Below are 25,049 nucleotides of genomic sequence, written 5' to 3'. Positions count from 1 at the left end.
CCCAGTTCGATTCTGGGTATCAGCACCATTAAAGAAAAAGCCTCCCTGAAAAGGGAGGCTTTTTTGCATCTGTCACTTTCTTAAAAATTCCCTCATATTCCTTAACTTGAATGCTTTCCTCTGTTTGTGGCCCACCCTGTTTTATGCTAATTTGAGTCCCAAGGTGTTACTCATTTGACTGCTATTGATGGTTTTATCCAGATATTTAACCATGATTGATTGACGTAAAACGTTTTACATGTAAAATCCGGCGCGTTTTGCCTATTACGTGGAGAAAGAGCATGGCGCAGGATAACGAATACTGTTTGGGGGCGGTTCCCGCCAAAGGGCGCAAAGGTGTGCTGTCGCTGATGCTGGTGATGCTCGGCCTGACCTTCTTCTCTGCCAGCATGTGGACCGGTGGTGCGCTGGGCACCGGCTTGGTGTTCAATGATTTCATCAAGGCGGTACTGCTCGGCAACTTGCTGCTGGGTATCTACACCGCCTGCCTCGGCTATATCGGTGCTTCAACCGGTCTCTCTACCCATCTGCTGGCGCGTTACTCGTTTGGGGTGAAAGGTTCCTGGCTGCCATCCCTGTTGCTGGGCGGCACTCAGGTCGGCTGGTTTGGCGTCGGTGTCGCCATGTTTGCGCTGCCGGTGCAGAAGGCGACCGGCATCGATGTGAACTGGCTCATCGCCATTTCGGGCATTCTGATGACGGTAACCGTCTACTTCGGGATCTCCGCTCTGATGGTGTTGAGCTTTGTGGCGGTACCGGCCATTGCGCTGCTCGGTGGTTACTCGGTCTGGCTGGCAGTGACCTCGACCGGAGGCATGGCTGCGCTGCAGCAGGTACAACCAAGCAATCCCATCGAGTTCACCACGGCATTGACCATGGTGGTCGGTTCCTTTATTAGCGCAGGAACCCTGACCGCCGACTTTGTTCGATTTGGTCGCAAACCCTGGGGCGCCGTCATGATTACCATGGTGGCGTTTTTTTTGGGCAACACTCTGATGTTCGTCTTCGGTGCAGCCGGCGCGGCTGTGACAGGGCAGGCCGATATCTCGGAGGTGATGCTGATGCAGGGGCTGCTGATCCCCGCCATTCTGGTGCTGGGCCTCAATATCTGGACCACCAACGACAACGCCCTCTACGCCTCCGGCCTCGGTTTTGCCAACATTACCGGTCTCAAGAGCAAGCCGCTCAGCGTGATCAACGGCCTCGTCGGTACCGCCTGTGCCCTATGGCTCTACAACAACTTTGTCGGCTGGCTGGCCTTTTTGAGTACGGCAATCCCGCCGATTGGTGGCATTATCATCATGGATTTCCTGCTCAATCGTGAGCGTTACCGTCAGTTTGCCGATCAGCAGTTCGAGACGGTGCGCTGGCAGGCGCTGGTCGCCACGGCAGTCGGGGTGGCTGTCGGTAAATGGCTGCCGGGTATAGTGCCACTCAACGCGGTATTGGGCGCCGCCTTCACCTATTTCATTCTGGTTCGCCTCACCCAGCGGCCGGTTCTGGTACAGGAAGCTAGCAAATGCTGATTCAACATATTCGTTTGGCAGATCGGGAAGGGTTGTGGCAGATCCGCTGTCAGGATGGGGTCATCACCGCCATCGAACCCCATGACGAGCATGCCGTCGCCGGTCGGGTGCTGGACGGGGAGGGCGGTCTGGCGATCGCCCCCTTTATCGAACCCCATATTCACCTCGATACCACCCAGACGGCCGGCGAGCCTAGCTGGAACCTCTCCGGCACCCTGTTCGAGGGGATCGAGCGTTGGGCCGAGCGCAAGGCGCTGCTGACCCATGAGGATGTGAAACAGCGTGCCATCCAGACGTTGAAGTGGCAGATCGCCAACGGCATCCAGTTTGTGCGTACTCACGTCGATGTCTCCGATCCCAATCTGGTCGCGCTCAAGGCGATGCTGGAAGTGCGGGAAGAGATGAAGGAGTGGGTGGAGCTGCAGATCGTCGCCTTCCCGCAGGAGGGGATCCTCTCCTACCCGAATGGCAAGGCTCTGTTGGAGGAGGCGCTCAAGCTGGGGGCCGATGTGATCGGTGCTATTCCCCATTTCGAGTTTACCCGGGAATATGGGGTCGAAAGTCTGCACTACATCTTCGATCTTGCTGAGAAGTATCAGGTTCTGGTCGATGTGCACTGTGACGAAATCGATGACGAGCAGTCCCGTTTCATCGAGACACTGGCAACTCTGGCCTACGAGCGGGGTATCGGCCATAGAGTCACCGCCAGCCACACTACCGCCATGCACTCCTACAACGGCGCTTATGCTTCCCGCCTGTTCCGTCTGCTCAAGATGGCAGGCATCAACTTTGTGGCCAATCCGCTGGTGAACATTCACCTGCAGGGGCGGTTCGATACCTATCCCAAACGCCGCGGCATTACCCGGGTGAAGGAGATGCTGGAGGCGAACATCAACGTCTGCTTCGGTCACGATGACGTGTTCGATCCCTGGTATCCCATGGGCACCGCCAACATGTTGCAGGTGCTGCACATGGGGCTGCATGTCTGCCAGATCATGGGTTACGAGCAGATCAACGATGGGCTGAAGCTGATCAGCAGTCACAGCGCCCGCACCCTGAATGTGCAGGATCGCTATGGTATCGAGGTGGGCAAACCGGCCAACCTGTTGGTCTTGCCCGCCGAGAGCGGCTTCGATGCGGTGCGCCGTCAGGTGCCGGTGCGTTACTCGATCCGCCACGGCAAGGTGATTGCCCAGACCCGACCAGCCCAGACCGAGATCGTGTTAGGTCAGCCTGAGCCCATCGATTTTCGCCGCTGAGTTTTCAATCAGGCCGGATGGCGATTAGTTCCCTCGCTGGGCACAAGGGCCGCCATTGCGACATAATGGCGGCCTTGAGGGAGTGATGCCATGCAAGCCTGGTTCTATGTTGCGATTGGGGGCGCTTCGGCGTCTTGACCAGCTTCTCCTCCTTTTCCCTCGATATCAGTGGTACTGGCGCAGCACGACGCCTCTCTGACGTCGCAGCTCAATATCGGTCTCAATCTGTGCCTTTGTCTGGCCATGGTCATGCTCGGCATGCAGATGGTTGCGAGCCGGGTTTAAGGTGTCCGCACGCCATTGGCTCTGGTAAACTGGCGGCCATTCTTTGTTCTATGGGTGTTTAAGGGATGTCAGAACAAGCTACGACAACGCATTTCGGCTTTAAAACCGTGGCCGCGACCGAGAAAGAGACTCTGGTGGCAGGCGTCTTCCATTCGGTGGCAGCCAAGTATGATCTGATGAACGATCTGATGTCGTTCGGCATCCACCGCCTGTGGAAGCGCTTCACTATCGACTGCTCCGGCGTGCGCAAGGGACAGAAGGTGCTCGATCTGGCCGGTGGTACCGGCGATCTGACCGCCAAGTTCTCCCGCATCGTTGGCGAAACCGGTCAGGTGGTGCTGGCGGATATCAACGATTCCATGCTCAAGGTTGGCCGCGACAAGCTGCGCAATCTGGGGGTGGCCAACAACGTCTCCTACGTCCAGGCCAACGCCGAGGCGCTCCCGTTCCCGGATAACCACTTCGACATCATCACCATCGGCTTCGGCCTGCGCAACGTCACCGACAAGGACAAGGCGCTCGCCTCCATGTTCCGGGTGCTCAAGCCGGGCGGTCGTCTGCTGGTGCTGGAGTTCTCCAAGCCGGTCAGCGAAGTGATCGCCAAGCTGTATGATCTCTACTCCTTCAAACTGCTGCCGAAAATGGGCGAAATCGTCGCGAATGACGGCGAAAGCTACCAGTATCTGGCTGAATCTATTCGCATGCACCCGGATCAGCAGACCCTGGCCGGCATGATGGAGAATGTCGGTTTCGAACAGGTTGAGTACTTCAACCTGACTCAGGGTGTGGTCGCCCTGCACCGCGGTTACAAGTTTTAAGGTTGCCTATGCCGATGGATGCCATGGTCACCGCCGTGATCGAAACCAGCCTCAACCAGTTGCTGGGGCTGGACAAAGAGAGCCCGGAGCGGCTGCGCAAACTGGTGGGCAAGGTACTCAAGCTGGAGCTGCGTGAACTCAAGCCGCTCTGGTTTGTCTTCTCCGAGCGCCGGCTGGATGTGCTGGCCAGCTATGAAGGGGAGGCGGATGCAGTGCTGAGCCTCTCCCTGACCGCTCTCGGTCTGCTCAAGGAGCCCTCCGCCCTGACCCGTTATATCCGCGAGGAGAAGCTGGAGCTGAGCGGTGACCCCCAGCTGGTGCAGGCGTTCAGCGTGCTGCTGGGTGAGCTGGATATCGACTGGGAGGAGGAGCTATCCCGCTATACCGGCGATGTCGTGGCGCACACCCTGTTCAGTGGTGCCCGTCAGGCGCGTCGTCTGGTCGGCCGCGAACTGTGCCGCAGCCAGCGTCAGCTGGCGGAATATCTGACCGAAGAGATCCGCCTCGCCCCCGGCCCGCTGGAAGTGGCGAGCTTCAACGATGATGTCGAGGTGCTGGCCCAGCAGCTCAAGGCCGTTGAAATGCGGCTGGCTCGACTCGAACAGCAGGTGGCCTGATGACCCCGAAAGAGTTCAAACGCCTCTATCGCATCATCACCATCCTGCTGGAGCGGGGCATCGATGAGTTGGTGCCCGCTCGCTATCAACCCTGGCTGGGCCGTCTGGCTCGTCGCTCCCTGTTCTGGCTCAAGAACAAGCAACCCGATCTCAGCCGCGGTGCCCGTATCCGCCTCGCCTTCGAGGCGCTCGGCCCCATTTTCATCAAGTTTGGCCAGATGCTCTCGACCCGGCGTGACTTGTTGCCGCCAGATATCGCCGAGGAGCTGGCACTGCTGCAGGACAGGGTGCCCCCCTTCTGCGGTCAGGCGGCGCGTCAGCAGATTGAGCGCAGTCTGGGTTGCCCTATCGAGACCCTGTTCGACGACTTCGACGAGACGCCGCTGGCCTCCGCCTCCATCGCCCAGGTGCATACCGCCCGGCTGAAGGAGAGTGGCCGCGAGATCGTCATCAAGGTGATCCGTCCCGACATCGAGCCGGTCATCGATGCCGATCTGCGCCTGATGCGGGCTCTGGCCCGTCTGGTGGCGCGCTTTGTGCCCCAGAGTGCGCGACTGCGCCCCATCGAGGTGGTGGAGGAGTATCGCAAGACCATCCTCGACGAACTCAATCTGATGCGGGAGGCAGCCAACGCCATCCAGCTGCGCCGCAACTTCACCGGCTCAGAGGCGCTCTATGTGCCTGAAATTATCACCGATCTCTGCCGCGAGCAGGTGTTGGTGATGGAGCGCATCTACGGCATACCGGTCTCCGATATCGCTGCGCTGGAGGCCAACGGCACCAACATGAAGCTGCTGGCCGAGCGTGGGGTGGAGGTCTTCTTCACCCAGGTGTTCCGCGACAGCTTCTTCCACGCCGACATGCATCCGGGCAACATCTTCGTCTCCTACGAACACCCGGAGAACCCGCTCTGGATCGGTATCGACTGCGGCATCGTCGGTACCCTCAACCGGGAAGACAAGCGCTATCTGGCGGAGAACTTCTTGGCCTTCTTCAACCGTGACTATCGCCGGGTGGCGGAGCTGCATGTGGAGTCGGGCTGGGTGCCGGCAGATACCAAGGTGGACGAGTTCGAGTTCGCCATCCGCACCGTGCTGGAGCCCATTTTCGAGAAGCCGCTCTCCGAGATCTCGTTCGGTCACGTGCTGCTCAACCTGTTCAACACCGCGCGCCGCTTCCATATGGCGGTGCAGCCGCAGCTGGTGCTGCTGCAGAAGACCCTGCTCTATGTCGAGGGACTGGGCCGTCAGCTCTATCCCCAGCTGGATTTGTGGCAGACCGCCAAGCCGTTCCTCGAAAACTGGATGCACGAGCAGGTGGGGCCCAAGTCGGTATTGAATGCCATCAAGGAGAAGGCGCCATTCTGGGCGGAGAAGCTGCCGGAACTGCCCGAGCTGGTCTACGAGACCCTGCGTCAGACCCGCCATCAGCAGCACCACTTCGACCAGATGTTTGCCGAGTTTCGGCGCCACAGTCGTCGCCAGGGGCAGGCACGCTACCTCTTAGGGGTGGGAGCCAGCCTGCTATTGGCGGGTGTATTCTTGCTGACCCAAAAACAACACATCGAGTGGGGACAAATCAGCCTCACCGGTGCCGGGATCTGCTGGCTGCTTGGCTGGCTGCGAACCCGTTCCCATTAAACAAAAACCGCGCCATCAGGCGCCTGCTCTGGAGAGAAAGTCATGGGTGGTATCAGTATTTGGCAATTGTTGATCATCGCAGTCATCGTCGTGCTGCTGTTCGGTACCAAGAAACTGCGCGGGATCGGCGGCGATCTGGGTGCGGCGGTCAAGGGGTTCAAAAAGGCGCTGGCCGATGAACCAAACGATACCAAGCAGCAGAACGATGCCGAGTTTCCGCCGAAGCAGCTGAACGAAACGGCTAACCAGAACGCCGAGACCGCCAAGCAGAAAGACAAAGATCAGGCCTAAGCCATGTTCGATATCGGTTTTTGGGAGCTGGTGGTTATCGCCGTTGTAGCGTTGGTGGTGCTGGGGCCGGAACGGCTGCCCAGCGCTATCCGCACGACGACGCACTGGATCCGCCTCATCCGCTCCACCGCCAACTCGGTCAAGGCCGAGCTGGAGCAGGAGCTCAAGCTGCAAGAGCTGCACAACGACTTGAAGAAGGCCGAACAGCTGCAGATGAACAACCTGAGCCCCGAGCTGCAGGAGTCCATCGAACAGCTCAAGGCGGCGGCCCAGTCGGTCAACCGCCCCTATCAGGTCGAGAACGAGATCCGCCCCCCCGTCGCAGAACCTGTGGCGCCCGTCGAGCCAGTGGCTCAGGTTGCCCAGGTGAATGACGAGGTGCCGCCGGTCAACAGCCCGCAGGAGCATGAAGTCGTGAACGAGCCGGTCAGCAAAGGGGAGGTCAAGCCATGAGTCAGGCAGAACAACCCCTGATCAGCCATCTGGTGGAGCTGAGAACCCGCCTGTTGCGGTCGGTGACGGCCATCCTGCTGGTCTTTCTGGCACTGATCTACTTCTCCAACAACATCTACGACTTCGTGGCGCAGCCGCTGCTGAGCCAGCTGCCGGCAGGTACCAGCATGATAGCGACGGATGTGGCGACCCCCTTCCTGACGCCGATCAAGCTGACGCTGGTGGTCTCCTTTTTTGTTGCGATCCCCTATCTGCTCTATCAGGCCTGGGCCTTTATCGCCCCCGGACTGTACCAGCATGAGCGGCGCCTGATCATGCCGCTGGTGGTCTCCAGTGCATTGCTGTTCTACGCGGGGATGGCGTTTGCCTACTACGTGGTGTTCCCGCTGGTATTCGGCTTCTTCACCAGTACCGCCCCCGCCGGGGTGACGGTGGCGACCGACATCGCCAGCTATCTGGATTTCGTACTGACCCTGTTCTTCGCGTTCGGGGTGGCGTTCGAAATTCCGGTGGCCACCATCCTGCTCTGCTGGACCGGGGTAACCAGTCCCAAGAGCCTGCGGGAGAAGCGTCCCTACGTTATCGTCGGGGTATTTGTGGTCGGCATGTTGCTGACGCCGCCCGATGTATTCTCCCAGACGCTGCTCGCGATCCCCATGTGGGGCTTATGGGAGCTGGGTCTCTTCTTCGCCCGTTTCTATGTGAAAGAAGAGAGCGAAGAGAAGCAGGAGCAGACTGAAGAGGGGAGCTAAGGCTCCCTTCCTCTTTTCATGCTCCCGTTCGAGGCGTATGGTAAGGCCCCATTCGGTAGATGGTTTTCAAATACCTGATATGTATTCCTTTTGTCTGGAACTCCTCATCTCATGATTGATATCGGTTTAAACCTGACCAGCAGCCAGTTTGCCGGCGAGCAGGCTGAGCTGGTGGCCCGCGCCCGTGCCGCCGGAGTGGAAGCGCTGATCCTGACCGGTACCGATCTGGCTGGCAGCCGCGAGAGCGCCGGGTTGGCCGCCCGCTGGCCGGGCTACTGCTTCTCCACCGCCGGGGTCCATCCCCACGATGCCAAGAGTGTCGATGAGGCGACCCTGCCCGCCCTGCGCGAGCTGGCGGCCTTGCCGCAGGTGGTGGCCATTGGCGAGTGCGGCCTCGACTACAACCGCGATTTCTCCCCCCGTCCGGTGCAGGATGCGGTATTCGACGCCCAGCTGGCGCTGGCCGCCGAGCTCGGGATGCCGGTGTTTCTCCACTGCCGCGATGCCCACGCCCGTTTCATCGAGATCTTGCGTCCCTGGTTGCCGAAACTACCGGGAGCCGTGCTGCACTGCTTCACCGGCTCCGACGAGGAGCTGGACGAGTGTCTGGCGCTGGGGCTGCATATCGGGGTGACCGGCTGGCTCTGCGACGAACGCCGCGGCCAACTGCTGCGCGAGCAGGTGGCTCGCATTCCGGCTGGCCGCCTGATGATCGAGACCGATGCCCCCTATCTGGTGCCGCGCGATCTGAAACCGCGCCCGAAACGCAACGAACCCGCTTTTTTGCCGCACATCGCCCAGGTGGTGGCGGCCTGTCGTGGTGAAGCGCCCGAGGCCTTGCTGGCCCACACCCGGGCCACCTCCGCCGCGTTCTTCCAACTTCCTCTCCAGGAGTGATTCATGGCTACAACTCTTCCGGGCGCCTTTCCGGGCCGCCGCCTGCGCCGTCTGCGCAAACATGATTTCAGCCGTCGTCTGGTGCGCGAGAACGTACTGACCGTCAACGATCTCATCTATCCGGTGTTCGTGCTGGAGGGGGAGAACCGTCGGGAAGCCGTTCCCTCCATGCCGGGGGTGGAACGTCTCTCCATCGATCTGCTGCTGATCGAGGCTGCCGAGCTGGTGGAGCTGGGGGTGCCTGCCATTGCCCTGTTCCCGGTGACCCCGCTGGAGAGCAAGAGCCTGATGGCGGAAGAGGCCTACAACCCGAACGGACTGGCCCAGCGCACCGTGCGTGCCCTCAAGGCCCGCTTCCCGGAGCTGGGGGTAATCACCGATGTGGCGCTCGATCCGTTCACCACCCACGGTCAGGATGGCATCATCGATGACGAAGGCTATGTGCTGAACGACATCACCACCGAGATCCTGATCAAGCAGGCGCTCTCCCATGCCGAGGCCGGGGTCGATATCGTGGCGCCGTCCGACATGATGGATGGCCGCATCGGCGCCATCCGTGCCGCGCTGGAAGAGAACGGCTTCATCAACACCCAGATCATGGCCTACTCCGCCAAGTACGCCTCCTGCTACTACGGCCCGTTCCGCGATGCGGTCGGTTCTGCCGGCAACCTCGGCAAGAGCAACAAGGCCACCTACCAGATGGATCCGGCCAACAGCAACGAAGCCCTGCACGAAGTGGCGCTGGATATTCAGGAAGGGGCCGACAGCGTGATGGTCAAGCCGGGCATGCCCTATCTGGACGTGATCCGTCAGGTGAAGGATCAGTTCGGCGTGCCGACCTTTGCCTATCAGGTGAGTGGTGAGTACGCCATGCACATGGCGGCGATCCAGAACGGCTGGCTGAAAGAGAAGGAGTGCATCATGGAGTCCCTGCTCTGCTTCAAGCGGGCCGGGGCCGACGGCATCCTTACCTACTTCGCCAAGCGCGTGGCGCAATGGCTGAAGGAAGATGCCCGTTAAGCTGATGTGTCCGAGCGTGTAACGGATAGAAAAGAGGGGAGCCGATGGCTCCCCTCTTTCGTTACTGATAGCTGATTACAGCTTTATCCAGGCATCGCTCCAGGCAGTGCCGGTCGCGGTTGATGCATAGTGGCTGAGGGAGCCATCGGCTCCCTTTTTTATGACCGGCTAATTACAGCTTGATCCAGGCATCGCTCCAGGCACTGCCGGTACCCGGTGCATAGTGGCTGGTCGAGCCGCCACACCAGCCGCTGTAGGGCCAGGGTTTGCACTCGTAGTCGCCACCTGCATTGCTGACCCGATCACCGGCCTGATAGCTGGTGTTGGGGGCGTAGGCCGGGTAGTCACCCTCACCACCGCCGCTGCTCTGCTCGGTCAGTGCAACCGGGAAGCGCTGTACCACCGGCTGTTGGCCATCTGCCAGACCGTTGATCACCACTTCATAGCTACCATCGGTCACATTGCTGCCCTGTAAAACCAGCGCGCTGGTGCCGTTCACCAGACTGGTTGTGTTGCCATAGCTGCGGCCGTTCTGCTCCAGCGTGGCAGAGATCTGTACCGGGTTGGCGGTGGTGACATTGAAGCGGATGGAGACCTGACCGTTAACTATGGTGTAGTCGGAACCCATGGCGCCGACAGTGAAGTCGCTGCTGCCGATCACCGGCGGCTTCTCGCCACCATCGCAGTCACTGTCACCCTGCAGACGCCAGACTCCCCACTCGCCGGTTGTGCCCGGCTCATCGTTCTGGGTCCACCACTCGGCGCGCCAGCTCTTGCCGTTATGGCTGACGATGTCGCCGCTGACGTAGGTCTTTTTGGCATCCCAGCTGTTCTGACAGATGGCGCCCTGCTCCCTGACGGTCACGTTGCGCTGTTGGGTCACCTGCTGGTTGGCACTGTCGCTCACCTGATAGGTGAGGGTGTAGCGGCCGACCTTGCTGCTGTCGACCTTGCCGCTGACCTGAATGTTGGCGGTCAGATCGCCATCCTCGTCGTCGTGGGCGCTGACGCCGGCCATCGGATCAAACGGGGTGCCGAGTTCGATAGTGGTGTCCGCAATACCGGTAAAGACCGGCTTCATGCTGTAGACCTCGACGGTGCGTACCTGCTCGGTGGTCTGGTTGTCGCTGTCACTCACCTTGTAGGTGAGGGGATAGAGGCCGATGCGCTGGGTATCAACGCTCCCTTCCACCTGGATCTGACCGGTCAGATCGCCATCTTCCTTGTCACTGGCGCTGACACCGGCCAGCGGGTCAAAGCGGGTGCCGTGCTTGACGCGGGCATCGCTCAGGCCGCTGAACACCGGCTTGCCGTTCTCGTCCGGCGGGGTGATGTTCTGGTCGTGGATGAAGGGGCCGTAGCTCTTGATGAAGGCTTCGTTGTAGGCTTGACCGGCCGCGTTGCGACCCATGTCCCAGTTGATGGACCAGGTCATCACGCCGCGCAGGGGCTGACCCTGGCTCTTCAGCTTGTTGAAAGCATCGAACAGATCCTGCGGATTCTTGACGTAACCGGTGGCGGCCGCATCGATATTGGTCGGGATACCGAATACCAGCTTGTCGTGGGGGATCTTGTAGTAGCCGCGGGTGCCGTTGATCAGCGAGTCAGCCATGTAGTAGATGAACTCTTCTTTCAGGGCATCGTTGTTCTGGGCAATCCAGCCAATGCCATCGATCCAGATACCGTCGCCACCCTGGTTGTAGAACTGGGGGTTGATCCAGTCGTAGTAGCCTTCCAGCGCCCGCAGATAGGGGGTATAGAGACCGCTGGCTGTCAGGTAGGGGAACTCGGGCGCCATGGTGATGAGGAAGTTTTTCCCCTGGGCGCGATAGTGATCCTTGACCAGCCGCAGGGCGGCCGGGATCACGGTCTGGTTGTTGGCGGCAGTGATGGCGGACTGTTCCAGATCGATGTCCAGACCGTCGAAGCCATAGGTCTCCACCAGACGGATGATCTCGTCGGCGAAGGCCTGCTCCTGACCGGTACGCAGCTCGATATGCGCATCGGCACCGCCCAGCGCCAGCAGCACGGAGCGGCCCTGGCGGTTGAGCTCTGCGATCTGCTCGATAAATTGGCTCTCGCTCATGCCGGTAGCCGGGTCGAGCTTGAAGGTCGGGATCGAGCTGCCGCTATATACCTTCATGAAAGAGACATCGACCACGTTGTATTGCGGGTTGACCTGATCGAGCTTGACGCAGGGAGCGGTACCGCCCTGATAGCCAGCGCCGCCACACCAGTTGTGCCAGTAACCCACGACGACACCGGATTGGGGATTGACCATGGCCTGACCGGCCGAGGCGGCCTGCGCCATGGGGGCGCCCATGCCGAGCAGACAGCCCAGCAGGGATAACTTCAATTTGTTCATCTTGATATCTCCATACAGTACAAACGGAGCGTCCAGCTATGGCCGAACGCTCCCGGGGGCAGCCCCGCTGTCATAGGAAATCTCCCTTAGACCGGTGGCTTTGCGTCGTGCCCTTTCGGGTCACTTTGCCTTTTTCACCCGTTCTCCGTGTGGCACGGAGAATCAAGTGACCTGAGTAACAGGCTGCTTATGATATGCACTTAAAAACAAATTAATCAACGTATGTGCATGATTTGTTTTGGTTATTAACTTGTTGATTAGTTATTTTCCAAGCATGGAAAGGGCCGGTGATACGCTGCTGTGACCTACTCTTTTGTCGATTGGATTTGCTCTGCTTCCTTGTGGTTCGAGAGTTGAAAAAGCCGCAAAAAGAGCAAAAAAGTACCGATTATTCATGCTGTTGCCGTCCAGTATCTGGCAGAGAGGTGTTTGAGCTCACAAAGAGGGGAAAACAGTGCTGACAGGCGGATTGAAGCTTGATTATTGCGTGACTTGGCCACATGTTAGAGAACCATGAAGAGCTGCTAAAGCGGTCTGTTCAAGACCAAACAAGAGGTAACCGGGATGAATAACCCTTTGCTGTCAATGGATTCGCTGCCCCCTTTCAGCCAGATCCAGCCTGATCATGTACAGCCCGCCGTGACGCAGGCCATCGCCGATTGCAAACAGAAGATCAAGGATGTGCTGGCGCACACCGAGCCCCACACCTGGGACAGCCTGATCGCCCCGCTGGAAGAGGTCAACGACCGTCTGGCGCGGATCTGGTCACCGGTCAGCCACCTCAACTCCGTGCTCAACAGCGAACCACTGCGCGCGGCCCACGATGCCTGTCTGCCGCTGCTCTCCGAATTCCAGACCTATGTCGGTCAACATGAAGGGCTCTATCAAGCCTATCTGGCGCTCTCCGAGAGCGATGATTTCCCGCGGCTTGGCGGCGCCCAGCGCAAGGAGATCCAGAACACCCTGCGCGATTTCCGTCTCTCCGGTATCGGTCTGCCTGCCGAGGCGCAGCAGCGCTACGGCGAAATTCAGGCTCGCCTCTCCGAGCTGGCTTCCCGCTTCAGCAACAACGTGCTGGATGCGACCCAAGGCTGGCACAAGCTGGTGGCCGATGAAGCCGAGCTGGCCGGTCTGCCGGAGAGCGTGCTGGCGGCGGCTCGCCAGATGGCCGAACTCAAGGGCAAGGAGGGGTGGCTGTTCACGCTGGATATTCCCTCTTACCTGCCGGTGATGATGTATGCCGACAACCGCGAACTGCGGGCCGAGATGTATGAAGCCTTCACCACTCGCGCTTCCGATCAGGGGCCCAATGCTGGCAAGTGGGACAACTCCGCCATCATGACCGAGCTGCTCACCCTGCGCAGCGAGCTCGCCAGGTTGCTGGGCTTTGCCAACTATGCCGAGCTGTCGCTGGCGACCAAGATGGCTGACAAGACCAGTCAGGTGGTGGATTTCCTCACCGATCTGGCGGCCAAATCCCTGCCGCAAGGTAAAGCCGAGCTGGAAGAGATCCGCGCCTTCGCCGCCGAACAACACGGCCAGAGCGAGCTGGCGGCCTGGGATATTGCCTACTACGCCGAGAAGCTCAAGCAGCACAAATTCTCCATCTCCGACGAGCAGCTGCGCCCCTACTTCCCTGCCAACAAGGTGGTGAAAGGGTTGTTCGAAGTGGTCAAGCGGGTGTTCGGCATGAAGGTGCGCGAGCGCCTCGGCATCGACACCTGGCATCCGGATGTGCGCTTCTACGACATCTTCGATAGCGAGGATGAGCTGCGCGGCAGCTTCTATCTCGACCTCTACGCTCGCGAGCACAAGCGGGGCGGAGCCTGGATGGATGTGTGTCTGGGTCGTCGCTACCGTCAGGATGGGTCGCTGCAAAAGCCGGTCGCCTACCTGACCTGCAACTTCAACGGCCCGGTAGATGGCAAGCCTGCGCTCTTCACCCATGACGAAGTGGTCACCCTGTTCCACGAATTTGGTCACGGCATTCACCATATGCTGACTCGGATCGATGTGGCTGGCGTGGCCGGTATCAACGGCGTGGCCTGGGATGCGGTGGAGCTGCCGAGCCAGTTCCTCGAGAACTGGTGCTGGGAGTCGGAGGCGCTGGCCTTTATCTCCGGCCATTACGAGACTGGCGAGCCGCTGCCTGCCGATCTGCTGGAGAAGATGCTGACCGCCCGTAACTTCCAGGCGGCGATGCAGATGCTGCGCCAGCTGGAGTTCGCTCTGTTCGACTTCCGTCTGCATCAGGAGTTTGACTCGGCCAAACCGGATCAGATCCCGGCGCTGCTGGGCGAGGTGCGCAGTCAGGTAGCCGTGATGACGCCGCCAGCATTCAACCGCTTCCAGCACAGCTTCTCCCACATCTTTGCCGGCGGTTATGCGGCGGGCTACTACAGCTACAAGTGGGCGGAAGTGCTCTCTGCCGATGCCTTCTCCCGCTTTGAGGAGGAGGGGATCTTCAACCCGGCGACCGGCCAATCCTTCCTGCAGAACATTCTGGAGAAAGGGGGCTCGAAGGAGCCGATGGAGCTGTTCCGTGCCTTCCGCGGCCGGGAGCCAAAGGTCGATGCGCTGCTGCGCCATAGCGGGATTGCTGCATAACCTTTATCCCCGCCGTAGCGGTGAGCTTCAAGCAGATACGCTTTTGCGGCATAGTGGGATCAAGGCGTGATTTTTGCCATAAAAAGGGACCTTTTGGTCCCTTTTCTCATGCCTTTTTAATATCTTGCTGAATGCATGTTTGCACTGCCCGCGCCTCTTAAGTAGAGTCGTGTTCTACATCTTCAAGGAGAGAAAGCCCCTTGCCATGAGGCGAGCACTCGATTCCGTCTATCAAATCATCTCCAGTCTGGCTCATTCGAGTGGTCAGGGATATTTCGATACCTTTGTGAGTGAAATCGCCGCGGTTGTGATGGCTGATGTCGTCCTGATCACAACATGGGAACCAAACGCTGCCCAATTCAGGGCGCAGGCCGCTTATCCTTCCTGCCTTGAACCCGAATCCCTGCAACTGCCGCTAACCGGCTCGCCCGATGCCATCACCTGGCATGAGGGGGAAGCCTGGTTCAGCGACCGTTTGCTCCAGCTCTTCCCCCATGTGCCCCTTGCGCAGGAGTGGCAGCCGCAGGCTTATGCCGGCATTGTGCTCAAGAACGCCGATGGCGAACCCATCGGTATCTGCAGCCTGCTCTATCGCCAGCCACAGGCCAACATGGGCAAGGTAATGGGGTTGCTCAAGCTGCTGGGGCCGCTGGCTGGCCGCGAGCTGGCCCTCCTGCTGCAGCGCGCGCAGCAGCCGCTGCCCGATTCGCCTCATATGCTGCAGAGCATGCTCTCCCATGCGCCGGTCGGGATCGGCAAGCTGGACCTTGCCGGCCGCATCCTCTGGGCCAACCCGGCCATCGAGAAGATGCTGGGATACCCGCTCGACGAGCTGCTCCATCGCACCATCTCCGACATCAACCATCCCGAAGACTGGATGCGCAGCGCTGAATACTACGAGCAGCTCTATCGTGGCGAGCGCAGCAGCTTCACTCAGGAGAAGCGCTACTTCTGCAAGGGCGGGGAAGTGCTGTGGGGGCGGGTAACGGTGACCCTTATTCGCGATGCTCTGCAGCAGCCGGATTATCTGATGGTGCTGCTGGAGAATATCGATCCCCTCAAGCGCCACGCTGAGCAGCTCAAGCTATCCCACCGGGTCTATGACAACCTCTCCGAGGCGATCCTGGTGTGTGATGACGACAGTCGCATCATCTCGGTCAACCCGGCGTTCGAGCAGATCACCGGCTACAGCAGCGAGGAGGTGTGTGGCCAGCGCCCCAGCATCCTCAAGTCCGGTCTGCACGATCAGACCTTCTATGCCGACATGTACCACGCGCTGGAGCGGGTGGGGGTGTGGCGTGGTGAGGTGTGGAACAAGCGCAAGAACGGCAAGCTCTATCCACAGCAGCTGATGATCAGCACCCTGCGCGAAGGGGGCAAGATCCAGCAATATATCGCCATTTTCAGCGATCTTTCCCAGACCAAGCTCGCCGAACAGAAGATCGCGGCACAGGCCAACTATGACAACCTCACCAGCCTGCCCAACCGCTGGCTGTTTGGCCGCTGTCTCGGTCGTTTCTGCGAGCGGGGCGAACGCTTCGCCCTGATGGTGCTCGACCTCAACAACTTCAAGGCGGTCAACAACAGCATGGATCACCATGCCGGTGACGCCCTGCTGCGGGAGGTGTCGGATCGATTGGTGAGCCGGGTGCGCACCGAGGATCTGGTGGCCCGCATCGGTGGTGACGAGTTCGCCTTTCTGGTGCCGGGCATAGTGACCCGCCGTCAGGCAGAGGTGTTTGCCAAGCAGGTGATCGGCAGCTTTGCCCGCCCCTTCATGCTGGCGAACCAGCACCTCTACGTGACGGCAACCGTGGGGATGACCCTCTGTCCCATCGATGGCAGTGAGAGCGACGAGCTGCTGCGCAACGCCGAGCAGGCGCTGTTTGCTGCCAAACGGCAGGGACGCCTGATCGGCACCTACTGCTCCTCCATGCGAGAAGAGGTGCGCCAGCGTCACCAGATGCAGCAGGATCTGGCGGAGGCGATCAAGCAGGAGCAGCTGACCATGGCCTACCAGCCCATCTGGGACAACCGCAGTGGGCGGGTGGCCAAGCTGGAGGCGCTGGTACGCTGGTATCACCCCCAGTGGGGACAGGTTTCACCGGCCGAGTTCATCCCACTGGCGGAGGAGGCGGGGCTGATCCAGGGGCTGGGTTCATTGGTGCTGTGGCAGTCGTGCCGGGATCTGGCGCGTTTGCAGCGCTCCGGTTTTCCGGATCTACAGATGTCGATCAACCGCTCCACCATGGAGTTCCAGACTATAGATCCGGAAGCGAGCGAGTGGCTCAAGGTTATCCACCATTTTGAGCTCGATCCTGCCGACATCGTCATCGAAATTACCGAATCTCTGCTGATGGAGAGCAGCGATCAGCATAGGGTGCGGATCGATGCCCTGCGCGAGGCGGGCTGCAAGCTGGCCATCGATGACTTCGGTACCGGCTACTCGGCGCTCAACTATCTGCGCACATTCCCGGTTGATCTGGTCAAGATCGACCGATCTTTCGTGCGTCATATCCCCTTCAACGAGCAGGATCGGATGCTGCTGGACGGCATCATCAACATAGTGCACAACCTCGGGATGCAGGTGGTGATCGAAGGGGTGGAGACTCGCGAGCAGCTCAACTTCCTCTGCCAGAAGGGGTGTGCCTTTACTCAGGGTTATCTGCTCAGTCGTCCACTCGCCTACGACGATCTCACCGAATACTTGCAGCTCAACGACAAGAACATGTTTTTGCAGGCTCGTTCCAGCTGACCGTCACTGCGCCGGTTTCAATTTCTCCTGCTTGCCCCGCAGCGTCCGGTAATCCTCCCCGAGATAGCGCAGATAGATGCGATCCAGCACGCCCTCGTCCAGCATCTGCTGCAGCGCCTTGTTGTAGGCGGGCAGCAGCTCTGCTCTCTGTTTGCCAAAGCAGAGATAGAGCGGGGTTGAATCGATAAAGGGGGTGAGGGCGCGGATCTTGACGTCCTGCTCCTTGGAGAGGATGGGGGCCGAGAAGTAATCCAGCACTATCATGTCGACCCGGCTCTTCTCCAGCATCAGCAGCAACTGTTTGTCGGAGTGGGCCTTGATGGGTTCCCAGCCGGTGAAGTTCTTGATTTTGTCCGTGTAGTCATAGCCCCTGACCATCCCCACTTTCAGTCCCTTGGCCATCTCCCACGAGAAAGTCTGCAGCGGGCTGTCGGTGCGTACATAGGCGGCCAGCGGGTAGAAGGCGGTGGCAAGGTCAGAGTGGTAGCAGCCGGGCAGGGGAGCGTTGTCGAGAATACCGTCCGCCAGCTCGGTGTTGACGTACTGTTCGCAGCGTCCCCACGGCAGTTCGAGCAGGGTGAGGCTCATGCCGAGGCGGTGCGCCACCTCCTGATGGATCTCGACCGATATCCCCTCTTTCAGGTTGCCCTGTTCGGCATAGGAGAAGGGGGGCCAGTCCACGCCACAGACCTTGAGATGGGGGCTGCTCTGGGCGGCGAGCAGCAAGGCGATGAGCAGGTTCATGGGGTTTCCTCCCTACAGCGACGCGAAGGGGCTGTGGTACACTCGGTTCACTGAACTTAGAACGCATCCAGAGACCATGCAAATCCTCCTCGAAGACCCCGCCAAGGCCGCGCTGGCAGACGCGCTGGCCAGCCAGCTTGCCCAGATAGATCTTCCCCAGTTTGCCTTGGTATTTACCCCGGAGCGGCTGGAGCTGCGCAAGCTGGATGAGCCCAAGCTGGGGGCTGTCTACGTGGATTTCGTCGAAGGGGCCGTCGCTCATCGCCGCAAGTTTGGCGGCGGTCGCGGTCAGTCCATTGCCAAGGCGGTGGGGCTCAAGTCGGGGGCGACACCGACCGTGGTCGATGCCACGGCCGGGCTGGGGCGCGATGCCTTCGTGCTCGCCTCCCTCGGCTGCCGGGTGACCATGATTGAGCGCAGCCCCGTGGTGGCCGCCCTGCTGCAGGATGGTCTGGCACGCGCCGCAGAAGATCTCGAGATCGGCCCATGGGTACGCGAGCGGATGCAGCTGCTGCATGGCCCTGCGGTGGATACCCTGCTGGGGCTGACCGAACGGCCCGAGGTGATCTACCTCGACCCCATGTTCCCGCACAAGCAGAAGTCGGCGCTGGTGAAAAAAGAGATGCGAGTGTTCCAGTCGCTGGTGGGGCCGGATCTTGACGCCGATGCCCTGCTGCCAGCAGCGATCCAGATGGCAGAGAAGCGGGTGGTGGTGAAGCGCCCCGACTATGCTGGCTGGCTCAACGAACAGAAGCCGAGCATGGCCATCGAAACCAAGAGCAACCGCTTCGATGTCTACGTTATGGCGGCACTGGCGAGTTAAGCGGCGACTGGCATATCGTCCGGGCGACCAAAAAAGAGGGCCAACCTGATCGGGTTGGCCCTCTTGCTATTTATTGGCTGTCTGACTGGGCTGGTGGGGCGAAGCGGATCAGCTTCTCCTCTCCCTGCCAGCTGAATCTCATGGTCGCCAGATCTGCCAGACTGAGCTGCTCGCCGCTGTGCAGCTGGAGATACTCCACCCCATCGCGGGCCTCTATGGTACGGATCCGAGCCGCCCACTGACGTCCGTCCCGACTGGTCAGCTCGACCGGCAACTGCCAGCTCGCGGCAATCTCCAGCCAGTCGTAGAGGTCACAGCTGATGGGTTGGTAATCCGGCATGGTCTGCTCCTTGAGAAGGCAGAGGGATCAGGCTTCCTGCAAACGGGTCGGCCAGCCCATCTTCTGCTGGCGCTCCACTTCAAAGCGCAGTTCGCTGGCGCGCAGGTAGTGCTCTTCGAGCCACCCTTTGGGCAGGGTCAGGGTGAGCGCATCCTCGTTCGCTTCCAGCGTGAAGCCGGGCACGGTTCCCTGGGTACGGCGCATGCAGAGGATCAGCGCGATACGCAGGATGCGGGCCAGCCGGATCGCCTGACGAGCGGTGACCGCCCCCTGCTTCTCCAGCGGTTCCAGCTTGAATTCATCCCGTTGGTTGAACAGCAGGGCCGACAGCAGCTTCTTCTGCGCAGGGGTAAAGCCCGGCATATCGATGTTGTCGATGATGTAGGCGGCGTGTTGCGGCGCCTTCTTGTACTCGATACAGAGACCGATTTCGTGCAGCAGTGCTGCGTAGCGCAGGATCGGGCGACCATAGCGCTTGGAGAGCCGCCAGGCCGGCTGCAACTGGGTGAACGCCTCGATGGCGGTATCACGCACCCGCTCGGCGTGCTCCTTGTCCAGCTGGTAGCGGTTGATCAGGCTGTCGGCGGTGCGGTCACGGGCATCGCAGTCGTGATTGTTGCCGAGCAGGCCGTAGATCAAGCCTTCGCGCAGGGCACCACCCGCCAACGTCATGCTCTCGATATCGAGGGTTTCAAAGATGGCGATCAGGATGGCGAGGCCGGAGGGGAACACGGTCAGCCGTTCGGCCGCCAGCCCTTCCAGTTGCAGCTGGTCGAGCTTGCCGCAGGCGATGGCCTGACCCATCAGCTCCTGCAGTTTCGGCAGGGTGACCCGCTCGCTCTTCCCCTGCGCCAGCATGATCTCCTGCAGCGCCTGTACCGTACCGGAGGCACCGACGCAGGTGCGCCAGCCAAGGGCACGGTAATCATCCGCCACCTTCTCCAGCACCGCCTTCGCAGCGGCAATCGCCTGCTCGAAACGGGCTTCGGAGAGCTCGCCATCACCGAAGTGATTGTTGAGCCAGGTGACGCAGCCCATGTGCAGGCTGTTGAGCAGTTTCGCTTCGCTATGCTCGCCGATCACCAGCTCTGTACTGGCACCGCCAATGTCGATAACCAGTCGGTTGCCTTCACCGGCAGAGGTCCAGGAGACCCCTTCATAGATGGTCTTGGCCTCTTCCTCGCCCGAGATGATCTCGATGCTGTGGTTGAGCACCCGTTCCGCTTCGCTGATGAACTCGTCGACGTTGGTAGCCAGCCGCAAGGTGGCGGTACCCACGACCCGGATGTTGTCAGCCGGGATGTCCTGCAGCTGTTCGGCGAACAGGCGCAGACAGTCCCAGCCCCGCTCCATGGCGACACGGCTGAGACGGAAGTCGGCATCAAGCCCGGCGGCGAGGCGAACCTTGCGTTTGACCTTGGCAACGGTGCGCAGGGCACCGGCGACCTCGCGCACCACCAGCATGTGAAAGCTGTTGGAGCCGAGGTCGATGGCGGCATAGAGAGGCGAGTTGTGCAACGGGCCTATCCTTTAGCTTTTGCGCGGCGGACGACGGCGGTTGTTGCTGTTGCCACCCTGGCGATCCCGCATGTTGCGGTTCACCGGCTGGCGGTTGCGGAACACCCGTTTCGGCGCGGTGACATCATCCAGCAGTGCTTCGCGATCATACTTGCTGACCGGGATCGGGTGGTGGATGTACTCCTCGATGGCCGGCAGGTTGAAGGCATAGTCTTCACAGGCCAGGCTGATGGAGTGACCGCTCTTGCCGGCACGGCCGGTACGACCGATACGGTGAACATAGTCTTCGGCGTCGTCGGGCAAGTCATAGTTGAATACGTGGGTCACGTCGGGGATGTGCAGACCACGGGCGGCCACGTCGGTGGCGACCAGAATATCGAGCGCACCCTTGGTGAAATCCTCGAGGATCTTCATCCGCTTCTTCTGTGGCACATCGCCAGTCAGCAGACCAACGCGGTGGCCGTCGTTCTCCAGCCAGGCATGAACGTCTTCACAGACATGCTTGGTGTTGGCGAAGACGATAGCTTTTTCCGGCCACTCCTCTTCCATCAGGGAGAGCAGCAGCAACATCTTGTCTTCGTTGGAAGGGTAGAACAGCTCTTCCTTGATCCGTACGCCGGTCATCTGCTCCGGCTCTACCTGCACATGTTCCGGGTGGTTCATGTGTTCGTAGGCCAGCTCCTGCACGCGCAGGGAGAGGGTGGCGGAGAACAGCATGCTCAGACGCTCGGTGGCGGGCGGCATGCGGCGGAACAGGAAGCGGATGTCCTTGATGAAGCCCAGATCGAACATGCGATCCGCTTCGTCCAGAACCACGACCTGGATGTTGCTCAGGTCGATCACCTTGGACTTGAAGTAGTCGATGATGCGGCCGGTGGTGCCGATCAGGATGTCGACGCCCTGCTCCAGTACGGCCAGCTGCTTGTCGTAACCTTCGCCACCGTAGGCGAGGCCGAGTTTCAGGCCGGTAGAGGCGGCGATGCTGTCGGCATCGTTATAGATCTGTACTGCCAGCTCCCGGGTGGGTGCCATGATGATGGCTCTGGGTTGATTTACCAGACGGGGTTTGGTCAGCGGGTGGGTAAGAAGATAGTTGAAGGTGGCGGCCAGAAAAGCGATGGTTTTGCCGGTGCCTGTCTGTGCTTGCCCGGCGAGGTCATGGCCCTCTACCAGCAGTGGCAGGGACAGTGCCTGGATGGGCGTACAATAGTGAAATCCCTTTGCTTCCAGACCAGCCAGAACTTCGGGTTCGAGGCCCATTTGGGCGAATTTGTCGGTCGTTAAGTGTGTTTTGCTCATGGCGGTAGGTTATCAGGTTAGGCTTGCAATAATAAACAGGATCATTTCAAATAGGGCAACTATTGCCTTTATTGACGTGTCAATAAAGCCTTATTTACTGACTGGAGTTGGAGATGAGTGACAAGATTGTTCAGCTGAGCGATGCCAGCTTCGAGGCAGATGTAATCAAAGCCGATGGCGCCGTTCTGGTCGACTTCTGGGCCGAGTGGTGTGGTCCGTGCAAGATGATTGCCCCGATCCTGGAAGAAGTTGCCCAAGAGTACGAAGGTCGCGTGACCGTAGCCAAACTGAACATCGACCATAACTCTGATACTCCGCCCAAGTACGGCATTCGTGGTATCCCGACCCTCTTGCTGTTCAAGAATGGCGAAGTGGCAGCGACCAAGGTCGGTGCACTGTCCAAGACTCAGCTGAAAGAGTTCCTGGACGGCAACCTGTAATAATCGAAGAGGAGCGCATTGCAATAATGCGCTCCTTCTGTTTTATCACCTAGACGCTCATCCCGATTGGTGCTAGTTTATCGCTCGTTTGCTAACCTTTTTGCCTGACTCCATTGCTAGCCTGGCAAGTCAAATCCGATCAGCATCAATCCAGCAGACTGTCTCCTCATTTCAATCCTTGCTTACAGACTTTCACCACTATGAATCTGACTGAATTAAAGAACACTCCTGTGTCTGAGCTGGTCAAGCTCGGCGAATCCATGGGGTTGGAAAATCTGGCTCGGGCGCACAAGAAAGACATTATTTTCGCGATCCTCAAGGCGCACGCCAAGGGTGGCGAGGATATCTTTGGCGACGGTGTGCTGGAAATCCTGACCGACGGTTTCGGGTTCCTGCGCAGTGCTGACGGTTCTTACCTGGCAGGCCCTGACGATATCTACGTCTCCCCGAGCCAGATCCGCCGCTTCAACCTGCGTACCGGCGATACCATCTCCGGCAAGATCCGGCCGCCGAAAGAGGGCGAACGCTACTTCGCGCTGCTCAAGGTCAACGAGGTCAACTACGACCGTCCGGAAAACTCCCGCAACAAGATCCTGTTTGAGAACCTCACTCCGCTGCACGCCAACGAGCGTCTGCGCATGGAGCGGGGCAACGGTTCTACCGAAGACATCACTGCTCGCGTTCTGGATCTGGCCTCCCCGATCGGTAAAGGTCAGCGTGGCCTCATCGTCGCACCGCCCAAGGCCGGTAAGACCATGCTGCTGCAGAACATCGCCCAGAGCATCGCCTACAACCATCCCGACTGTGAACTGATCGTTCTGCTGATCGACGAGCGTCCGGAAGAAGTGACCGAGATGCAGCGCATGGTTAAAGGTGAAGTGATCGCTTCCACCTTCGACGAGCCGGCATCCCGTCACGTTCAGGTTGCCGAAATGGTGATCGAGAAGGCCAAGCGTCTGGTCGAGCACAAGAAAGACGTAGTGATCCTGCTGGACTCCATCACCCGTCTGGCCCGTGCCTACAACACCGTTATCCCGTCATCCGGCAAGGTACTGACCGGTGGTGTGGATGCCAACGCCCTGCACCGTCCCAAGCGCTTCTTCGGCGCCGCGCGTAATGTTGAAGAGGGCGGCAGCCTGACCATTATCGCTACCGCGCTGATCGATACCGGCTCCAAGATGGATGAGGTTATCTACGAAGAGTTCAAGGGTACCGGCAACATGGAACTGCACCTCTCGCGCAAGATTGCCGAGAAGCGTGTCTACCCGGCTATCGACATCACCCGCTCAGGCACCCGTAAGGAAGAGCTGCTCACCTCCGGTGACGAGCTGCAGAAGATGTGGATCCTGCGCAAGATTGTCCACCCGATGGGCGAGATCGACGGTATCGAATTCCTCATCGACAAACTGGCGATGACCAAGACCAACGACGAGTTCTTCGACGCCATGCGGCGCCAACAGAAGTAAGTCAGGTCAGAAAATGACGAAACCGCGGCCAAGGTCGCGGTTTTTGTTTATCTAAATTTCGGCCGACTGGGTAGTATGAAGCTTCGATGTCACAAGGATAGGGACGTCATGAAACCCGTTTACTGGTTACTGCCGGGATTGCTGTTCGGTATCCCGGCCTTTGCGCAGAGCGTGCCAGAGCCTCCTTCGGTGGAGGCCGCCGAGCTGGGCACTGATTTGCGCTATCTGTCGAATTGCCTGCAACAGGGGCAGTTTGCCGCTGTCGATTCCCTGCTGGCGACCCAGAGCCGCGAGCAGCGTGAGTATCTGCTGCTGCAACTGTTGCGCAATATCAACGTGACCCGGCCGGCGTCACCCGAACTGCACGCCTGGGTGGCAGCCCAGGCAGACAAGGCACCCCGGTGGCTGGTCGAGCAGCGGGTGGACGGCTTTCTGGTACAGCAACCCGCCTACGATTTTGCCGCTCAGGCCCGGCTGCTGCTGGGTCAGTGGCAGCAACTGGCGTGGCAGGCTGATTATCGCCAGCAACTGGAGCAGGGCATTTTCGGTTTCAAGTCGATCTACTACCGCGGCAACCCCGAGCTGGCTCGTCAGCAACAAGCGCTGCTGCAGGCCCTCGAGCAGCTGCCGGTTTCCCTGCTGCAGCGCGAGAGCCGGACGCTGGCCGCCCAGAACATCTATTTGCCTGACAACCGTCTACTGAGTTACCTGCTGCAGCGTACCGGCGAGCCGGCACTCTACAGCCGCCTCTGGCGCCAACCGGTGGATCAGGATGCTCTGGCTGCGCTGGCCACCATCAACCGCTTTCATCAGGGTAATGAGGCCAGCGAGTTGCTGATCGCTGCGAGCACCAATCCCCATCTGAAAGAGCCAGCCCTGCGCCAGCTGAGCGCGCTTTCCCCCCTGCCGCAACAGGCAAGAAGCTACCTGCTTGGTGAGCTGGCCAACCGGCAGTATGGATCTCTGGTGGCCGATCTGTTGATGGAGGTGGATGAGCCATTGCTGTTGTCGGCGCTGGCCAAACGCCTTGGGCAGCATGATCAGAATCCCATGACTCCGACTCTCTTCCCCGATTCGGGTACACCGGAGAGGCGGCCAGGGTTATAATGCCTCACCTCCTGAATCTGGTTGGGA

General features: G+C 59.8%; 21 protein-coding genes and 1 riboswitch. Of the genes, 16 read left to right on the top strand and 5 right to left on the bottom strand.

Features of this window, described 5'->3' with window-relative positions; genetic code table 11:
• The first annotated feature begins 281 nt into the window (after positions 1 to 281).
• The 10 genes from codB to hemB all read left to right on the top strand — a co-directional run bounded on the left by codB (position 282) and on the right by hemB (position 9,558).
• Positions 282 to 1,526: a cytosine permease gene (gene codB, locus BS300_RS19525; RefSeq protein WP_071914762.1), complete on the top strand. Its 1,245-nt coding sequence runs from the start codon at positions 282 to 284 to the stop codon at positions 1,524 to 1,526.
• Positions 1,520 to 2,785 carry a cytosine deaminase gene (locus BS300_RS19520; RefSeq protein WP_071914760.1) on the top strand — a complete coding sequence of 422 codons (1,266 nt, stop codon included), beginning with the start codon at positions 1,520 to 1,522 and terminating at the stop codon, positions 2,783 to 2,785. Before codB ends, BS300_RS19520 begins: the two co-directional genes overlap by 7 nt.
• A 350-nt stretch (positions 2,786 to 3,135) precedes the next feature.
• Positions 3,136 to 3,888 (top strand): bifunctional demethylmenaquinone methyltransferase/2-methoxy-6-polyprenyl-1,4-benzoquinol methylase UbiE, encoded by a 753-nt coding sequence (gene ubiE, locus BS300_RS19515; protein WP_043850499.1) that lies wholly within the window; start codon positions 3,136 to 3,138, stop codon positions 3,886 to 3,888.
• Positions 3,889 to 3,896: 8 nt separating this feature from the next.
• Positions 3,897 to 4,505: an SCP2 sterol-binding domain-containing protein gene (locus BS300_RS19510; RefSeq protein WP_071914758.1), complete on the top strand. Its 609-nt coding sequence runs from the start codon at positions 3,897 to 3,899 to the stop codon at positions 4,503 to 4,505.
• On the top strand, positions 4,505 to 6,145 hold the full coding sequence (gene ubiB / locus BS300_RS19505) for a ubiquinone biosynthesis regulatory protein kinase UbiB (RefSeq protein ID WP_071914755.1): 1,641 nt from the start codon (positions 4,505 to 4,507) through the stop codon (positions 6,143 to 6,145). The genes BS300_RS19510 and ubiB overlap by 1 nt, the downstream gene beginning before the upstream one ends.
• A 42-nt stretch (positions 6,146 to 6,187) precedes the next feature.
• Positions 6,188 to 6,436 (top strand): Sec-independent protein translocase subunit TatA, encoded by a 249-nt coding sequence (tatA, locus tag BS300_RS19500; protein ID WP_041210572.1) that lies wholly within the window; start codon positions 6,188 to 6,190, stop codon positions 6,434 to 6,436.
• Between the two features lie 3 nt (positions 6,437 to 6,439).
• Positions 6,440 to 6,889, top strand: a complete 450-nt coding sequence (gene tatB / locus BS300_RS19495) for a Sec-independent protein translocase protein TatB (RefSeq protein WP_071914753.1) — start codon at positions 6,440 to 6,442, stop codon at positions 6,887 to 6,889.
• Positions 6,886 to 7,641, top strand: coding sequence for a twin-arginine translocase subunit TatC (gene tatC / locus BS300_RS19490; RefSeq protein WP_033112884.1), 756 nt, complete (start codon positions 6,886 to 6,888; stop codon positions 7,639 to 7,641). The genes tatB and tatC overlap by 4 nt, the downstream gene beginning before the upstream one ends.
• Before the next feature lie 111 nt (positions 7,642 to 7,752).
• Positions 7,753 to 8,538 carry a TatD family hydrolase gene (locus BS300_RS19485; protein ID WP_071914751.1) on the top strand — a complete coding sequence of 262 codons (786 nt, stop codon included), beginning with the start codon at positions 7,753 to 7,755 and terminating at the stop codon, positions 8,536 to 8,538.
• A gap of 3 nt (positions 8,539 to 8,541) precedes the next feature.
• A complete protein-coding gene (hemB, locus tag BS300_RS19480; RefSeq protein ID WP_005355877.1) occupies positions 8,542 to 9,558 on the top strand; it encodes a porphobilinogen synthase in 1,017 nt (338 codons plus the stop codon).
• Between the two features lie 172 nt (positions 9,559 to 9,730).
• Here the strand turns inward: hemB and BS300_RS19475 are convergent, their stop codons facing one another.
• The gene (locus tag BS300_RS19475) at positions 9,731 to 11,923 is read right to left on the bottom strand and encodes an immunoglobulin-like domain-containing protein (protein WP_071914749.1); all 2,193 of its coding nucleotides are present in this window, start codon (positions 11,921 to 11,923) and stop codon (positions 9,731 to 9,733) included.
• A 54-nt stretch (positions 11,924 to 11,977) separates the two neighbouring features.
• Positions 11,978 to 12,063, bottom strand: a riboswitch (cyclic di-GMP riboswitch).
• Positions 12,064 to 12,487: 424 nt separating this feature from the next.
• On the opposite strand from BS300_RS19475, the gene prlC reads away from it, so the two are divergent.
• On the top strand, positions 12,488 to 14,530 hold the full coding sequence (gene prlC, locus BS300_RS19470) for an oligopeptidase A (RefSeq protein ID WP_071914747.1): 2,043 nt from the start codon (positions 12,488 to 12,490) through the stop codon (positions 14,528 to 14,530).
• Between the two features lie 205 nt (positions 14,531 to 14,735).
• On the top strand, positions 14,736 to 17,285 hold the full coding sequence (locus BS300_RS19465; protein ID WP_041210578.1) for an EAL domain-containing protein: 2,550 nt from the start codon (positions 14,736 to 14,738) through the stop codon (positions 17,283 to 17,285).
• A 3-nt stretch (positions 17,286 to 17,288) separates the two neighbouring features.
• Here the strand turns inward: BS300_RS19465 and BS300_RS19460 are convergent, their stop codons facing one another.
• A complete protein-coding gene (locus tag BS300_RS19460; protein WP_071914745.1) occupies positions 17,289 to 18,029 on the bottom strand; it encodes a transporter substrate-binding domain-containing protein in 741 nt (246 codons plus the stop codon).
• 76 nt (positions 18,030 to 18,105) lie between these two features.
• Between BS300_RS19460 and BS300_RS19455 the strand changes: the two genes are divergently transcribed.
• A complete protein-coding gene (locus tag BS300_RS19455) occupies positions 18,106 to 18,852 on the top strand; it encodes a class I SAM-dependent methyltransferase (RefSeq protein ID WP_071914743.1) in 747 nt (248 codons plus the stop codon).
• A 70-nt stretch (positions 18,853 to 18,922) separates the two neighbouring features.
• On the opposite strand, the gene BS300_RS19450 is transcribed toward BS300_RS19455, so the two are convergent.
• From BS300_RS19450 to rhlB, 3 genes are read right to left on the bottom strand one after another with little or no spacing between them, the layout of a single operon-like run.
• Positions 18,923 to 19,192: a Rho-binding antiterminator gene (locus tag BS300_RS19450; RefSeq protein ID WP_071914741.1), complete on the bottom strand. Its 270-nt coding sequence runs from the start codon at positions 19,190 to 19,192 to the stop codon at positions 18,923 to 18,925.
• A 27-nt stretch (positions 19,193 to 19,219) separates the two neighbouring features.
• Complete coding sequence (gene gppA, locus BS300_RS19445; RefSeq protein ID WP_071914739.1) at positions 19,220 to 20,710, bottom strand: guanosine-5'-triphosphate,3'-diphosphate diphosphatase; 1,491 nt, start codon at positions 20,708 to 20,710, stop codon at positions 19,220 to 19,222.
• A 12-nt stretch (positions 20,711 to 20,722) separates the two neighbouring features.
• The gene (gene rhlB / locus BS300_RS19440) at positions 20,723 to 22,009 is read right to left on the bottom strand and encodes an ATP-dependent RNA helicase RhlB (protein ID WP_071914737.1); all 1,287 of its coding nucleotides are present in this window, start codon (positions 22,007 to 22,009) and stop codon (positions 20,723 to 20,725) included.
• Between the two features lie 113 nt (positions 22,010 to 22,122).
• On the opposite strand from rhlB, the gene trxA reads away from it, so the two are divergent.
• The 3 genes from trxA (at position 22,123) to BS300_RS19425 (ending at position 25,022) form a co-directional block, all read left to right on the top strand.
• On the top strand, positions 22,123 to 22,449 hold the full coding sequence (trxA, locus tag BS300_RS19435; RefSeq protein WP_005339416.1) for a thioredoxin TrxA: 327 nt from the start codon (positions 22,123 to 22,125) through the stop codon (positions 22,447 to 22,449).
• A 200-nt stretch (positions 22,450 to 22,649) separates the two neighbouring features.
• Positions 22,650 to 23,915 (top strand): transcription termination factor Rho, encoded by a 1,266-nt coding sequence (gene rho / locus BS300_RS19430; protein ID WP_005339417.1) that lies wholly within the window; start codon positions 22,650 to 22,652, stop codon positions 23,913 to 23,915.
• Between the two features lie 108 nt (positions 23,916 to 24,023).
• Positions 24,024 to 25,022, top strand: coding sequence for a hypothetical protein (locus tag BS300_RS19425; RefSeq protein WP_071914735.1), 999 nt, complete (start codon positions 24,024 to 24,026; stop codon positions 25,020 to 25,022).
• The last annotated feature ends 27 nt before the right edge of the window (positions 25,023 to 25,049 follow it).

Origin of the sequence: Aeromonas sp. SCS5 (assembly GCF_001887375.1) — a bacterium.
GTDB lineage: Bacteria > Pseudomonadota > Gammaproteobacteria > Enterobacterales > Aeromonadaceae > Aeromonas > Aeromonas jandaei.
This window is presented reverse-complemented; position numbering and strand designations above follow the sequence as displayed.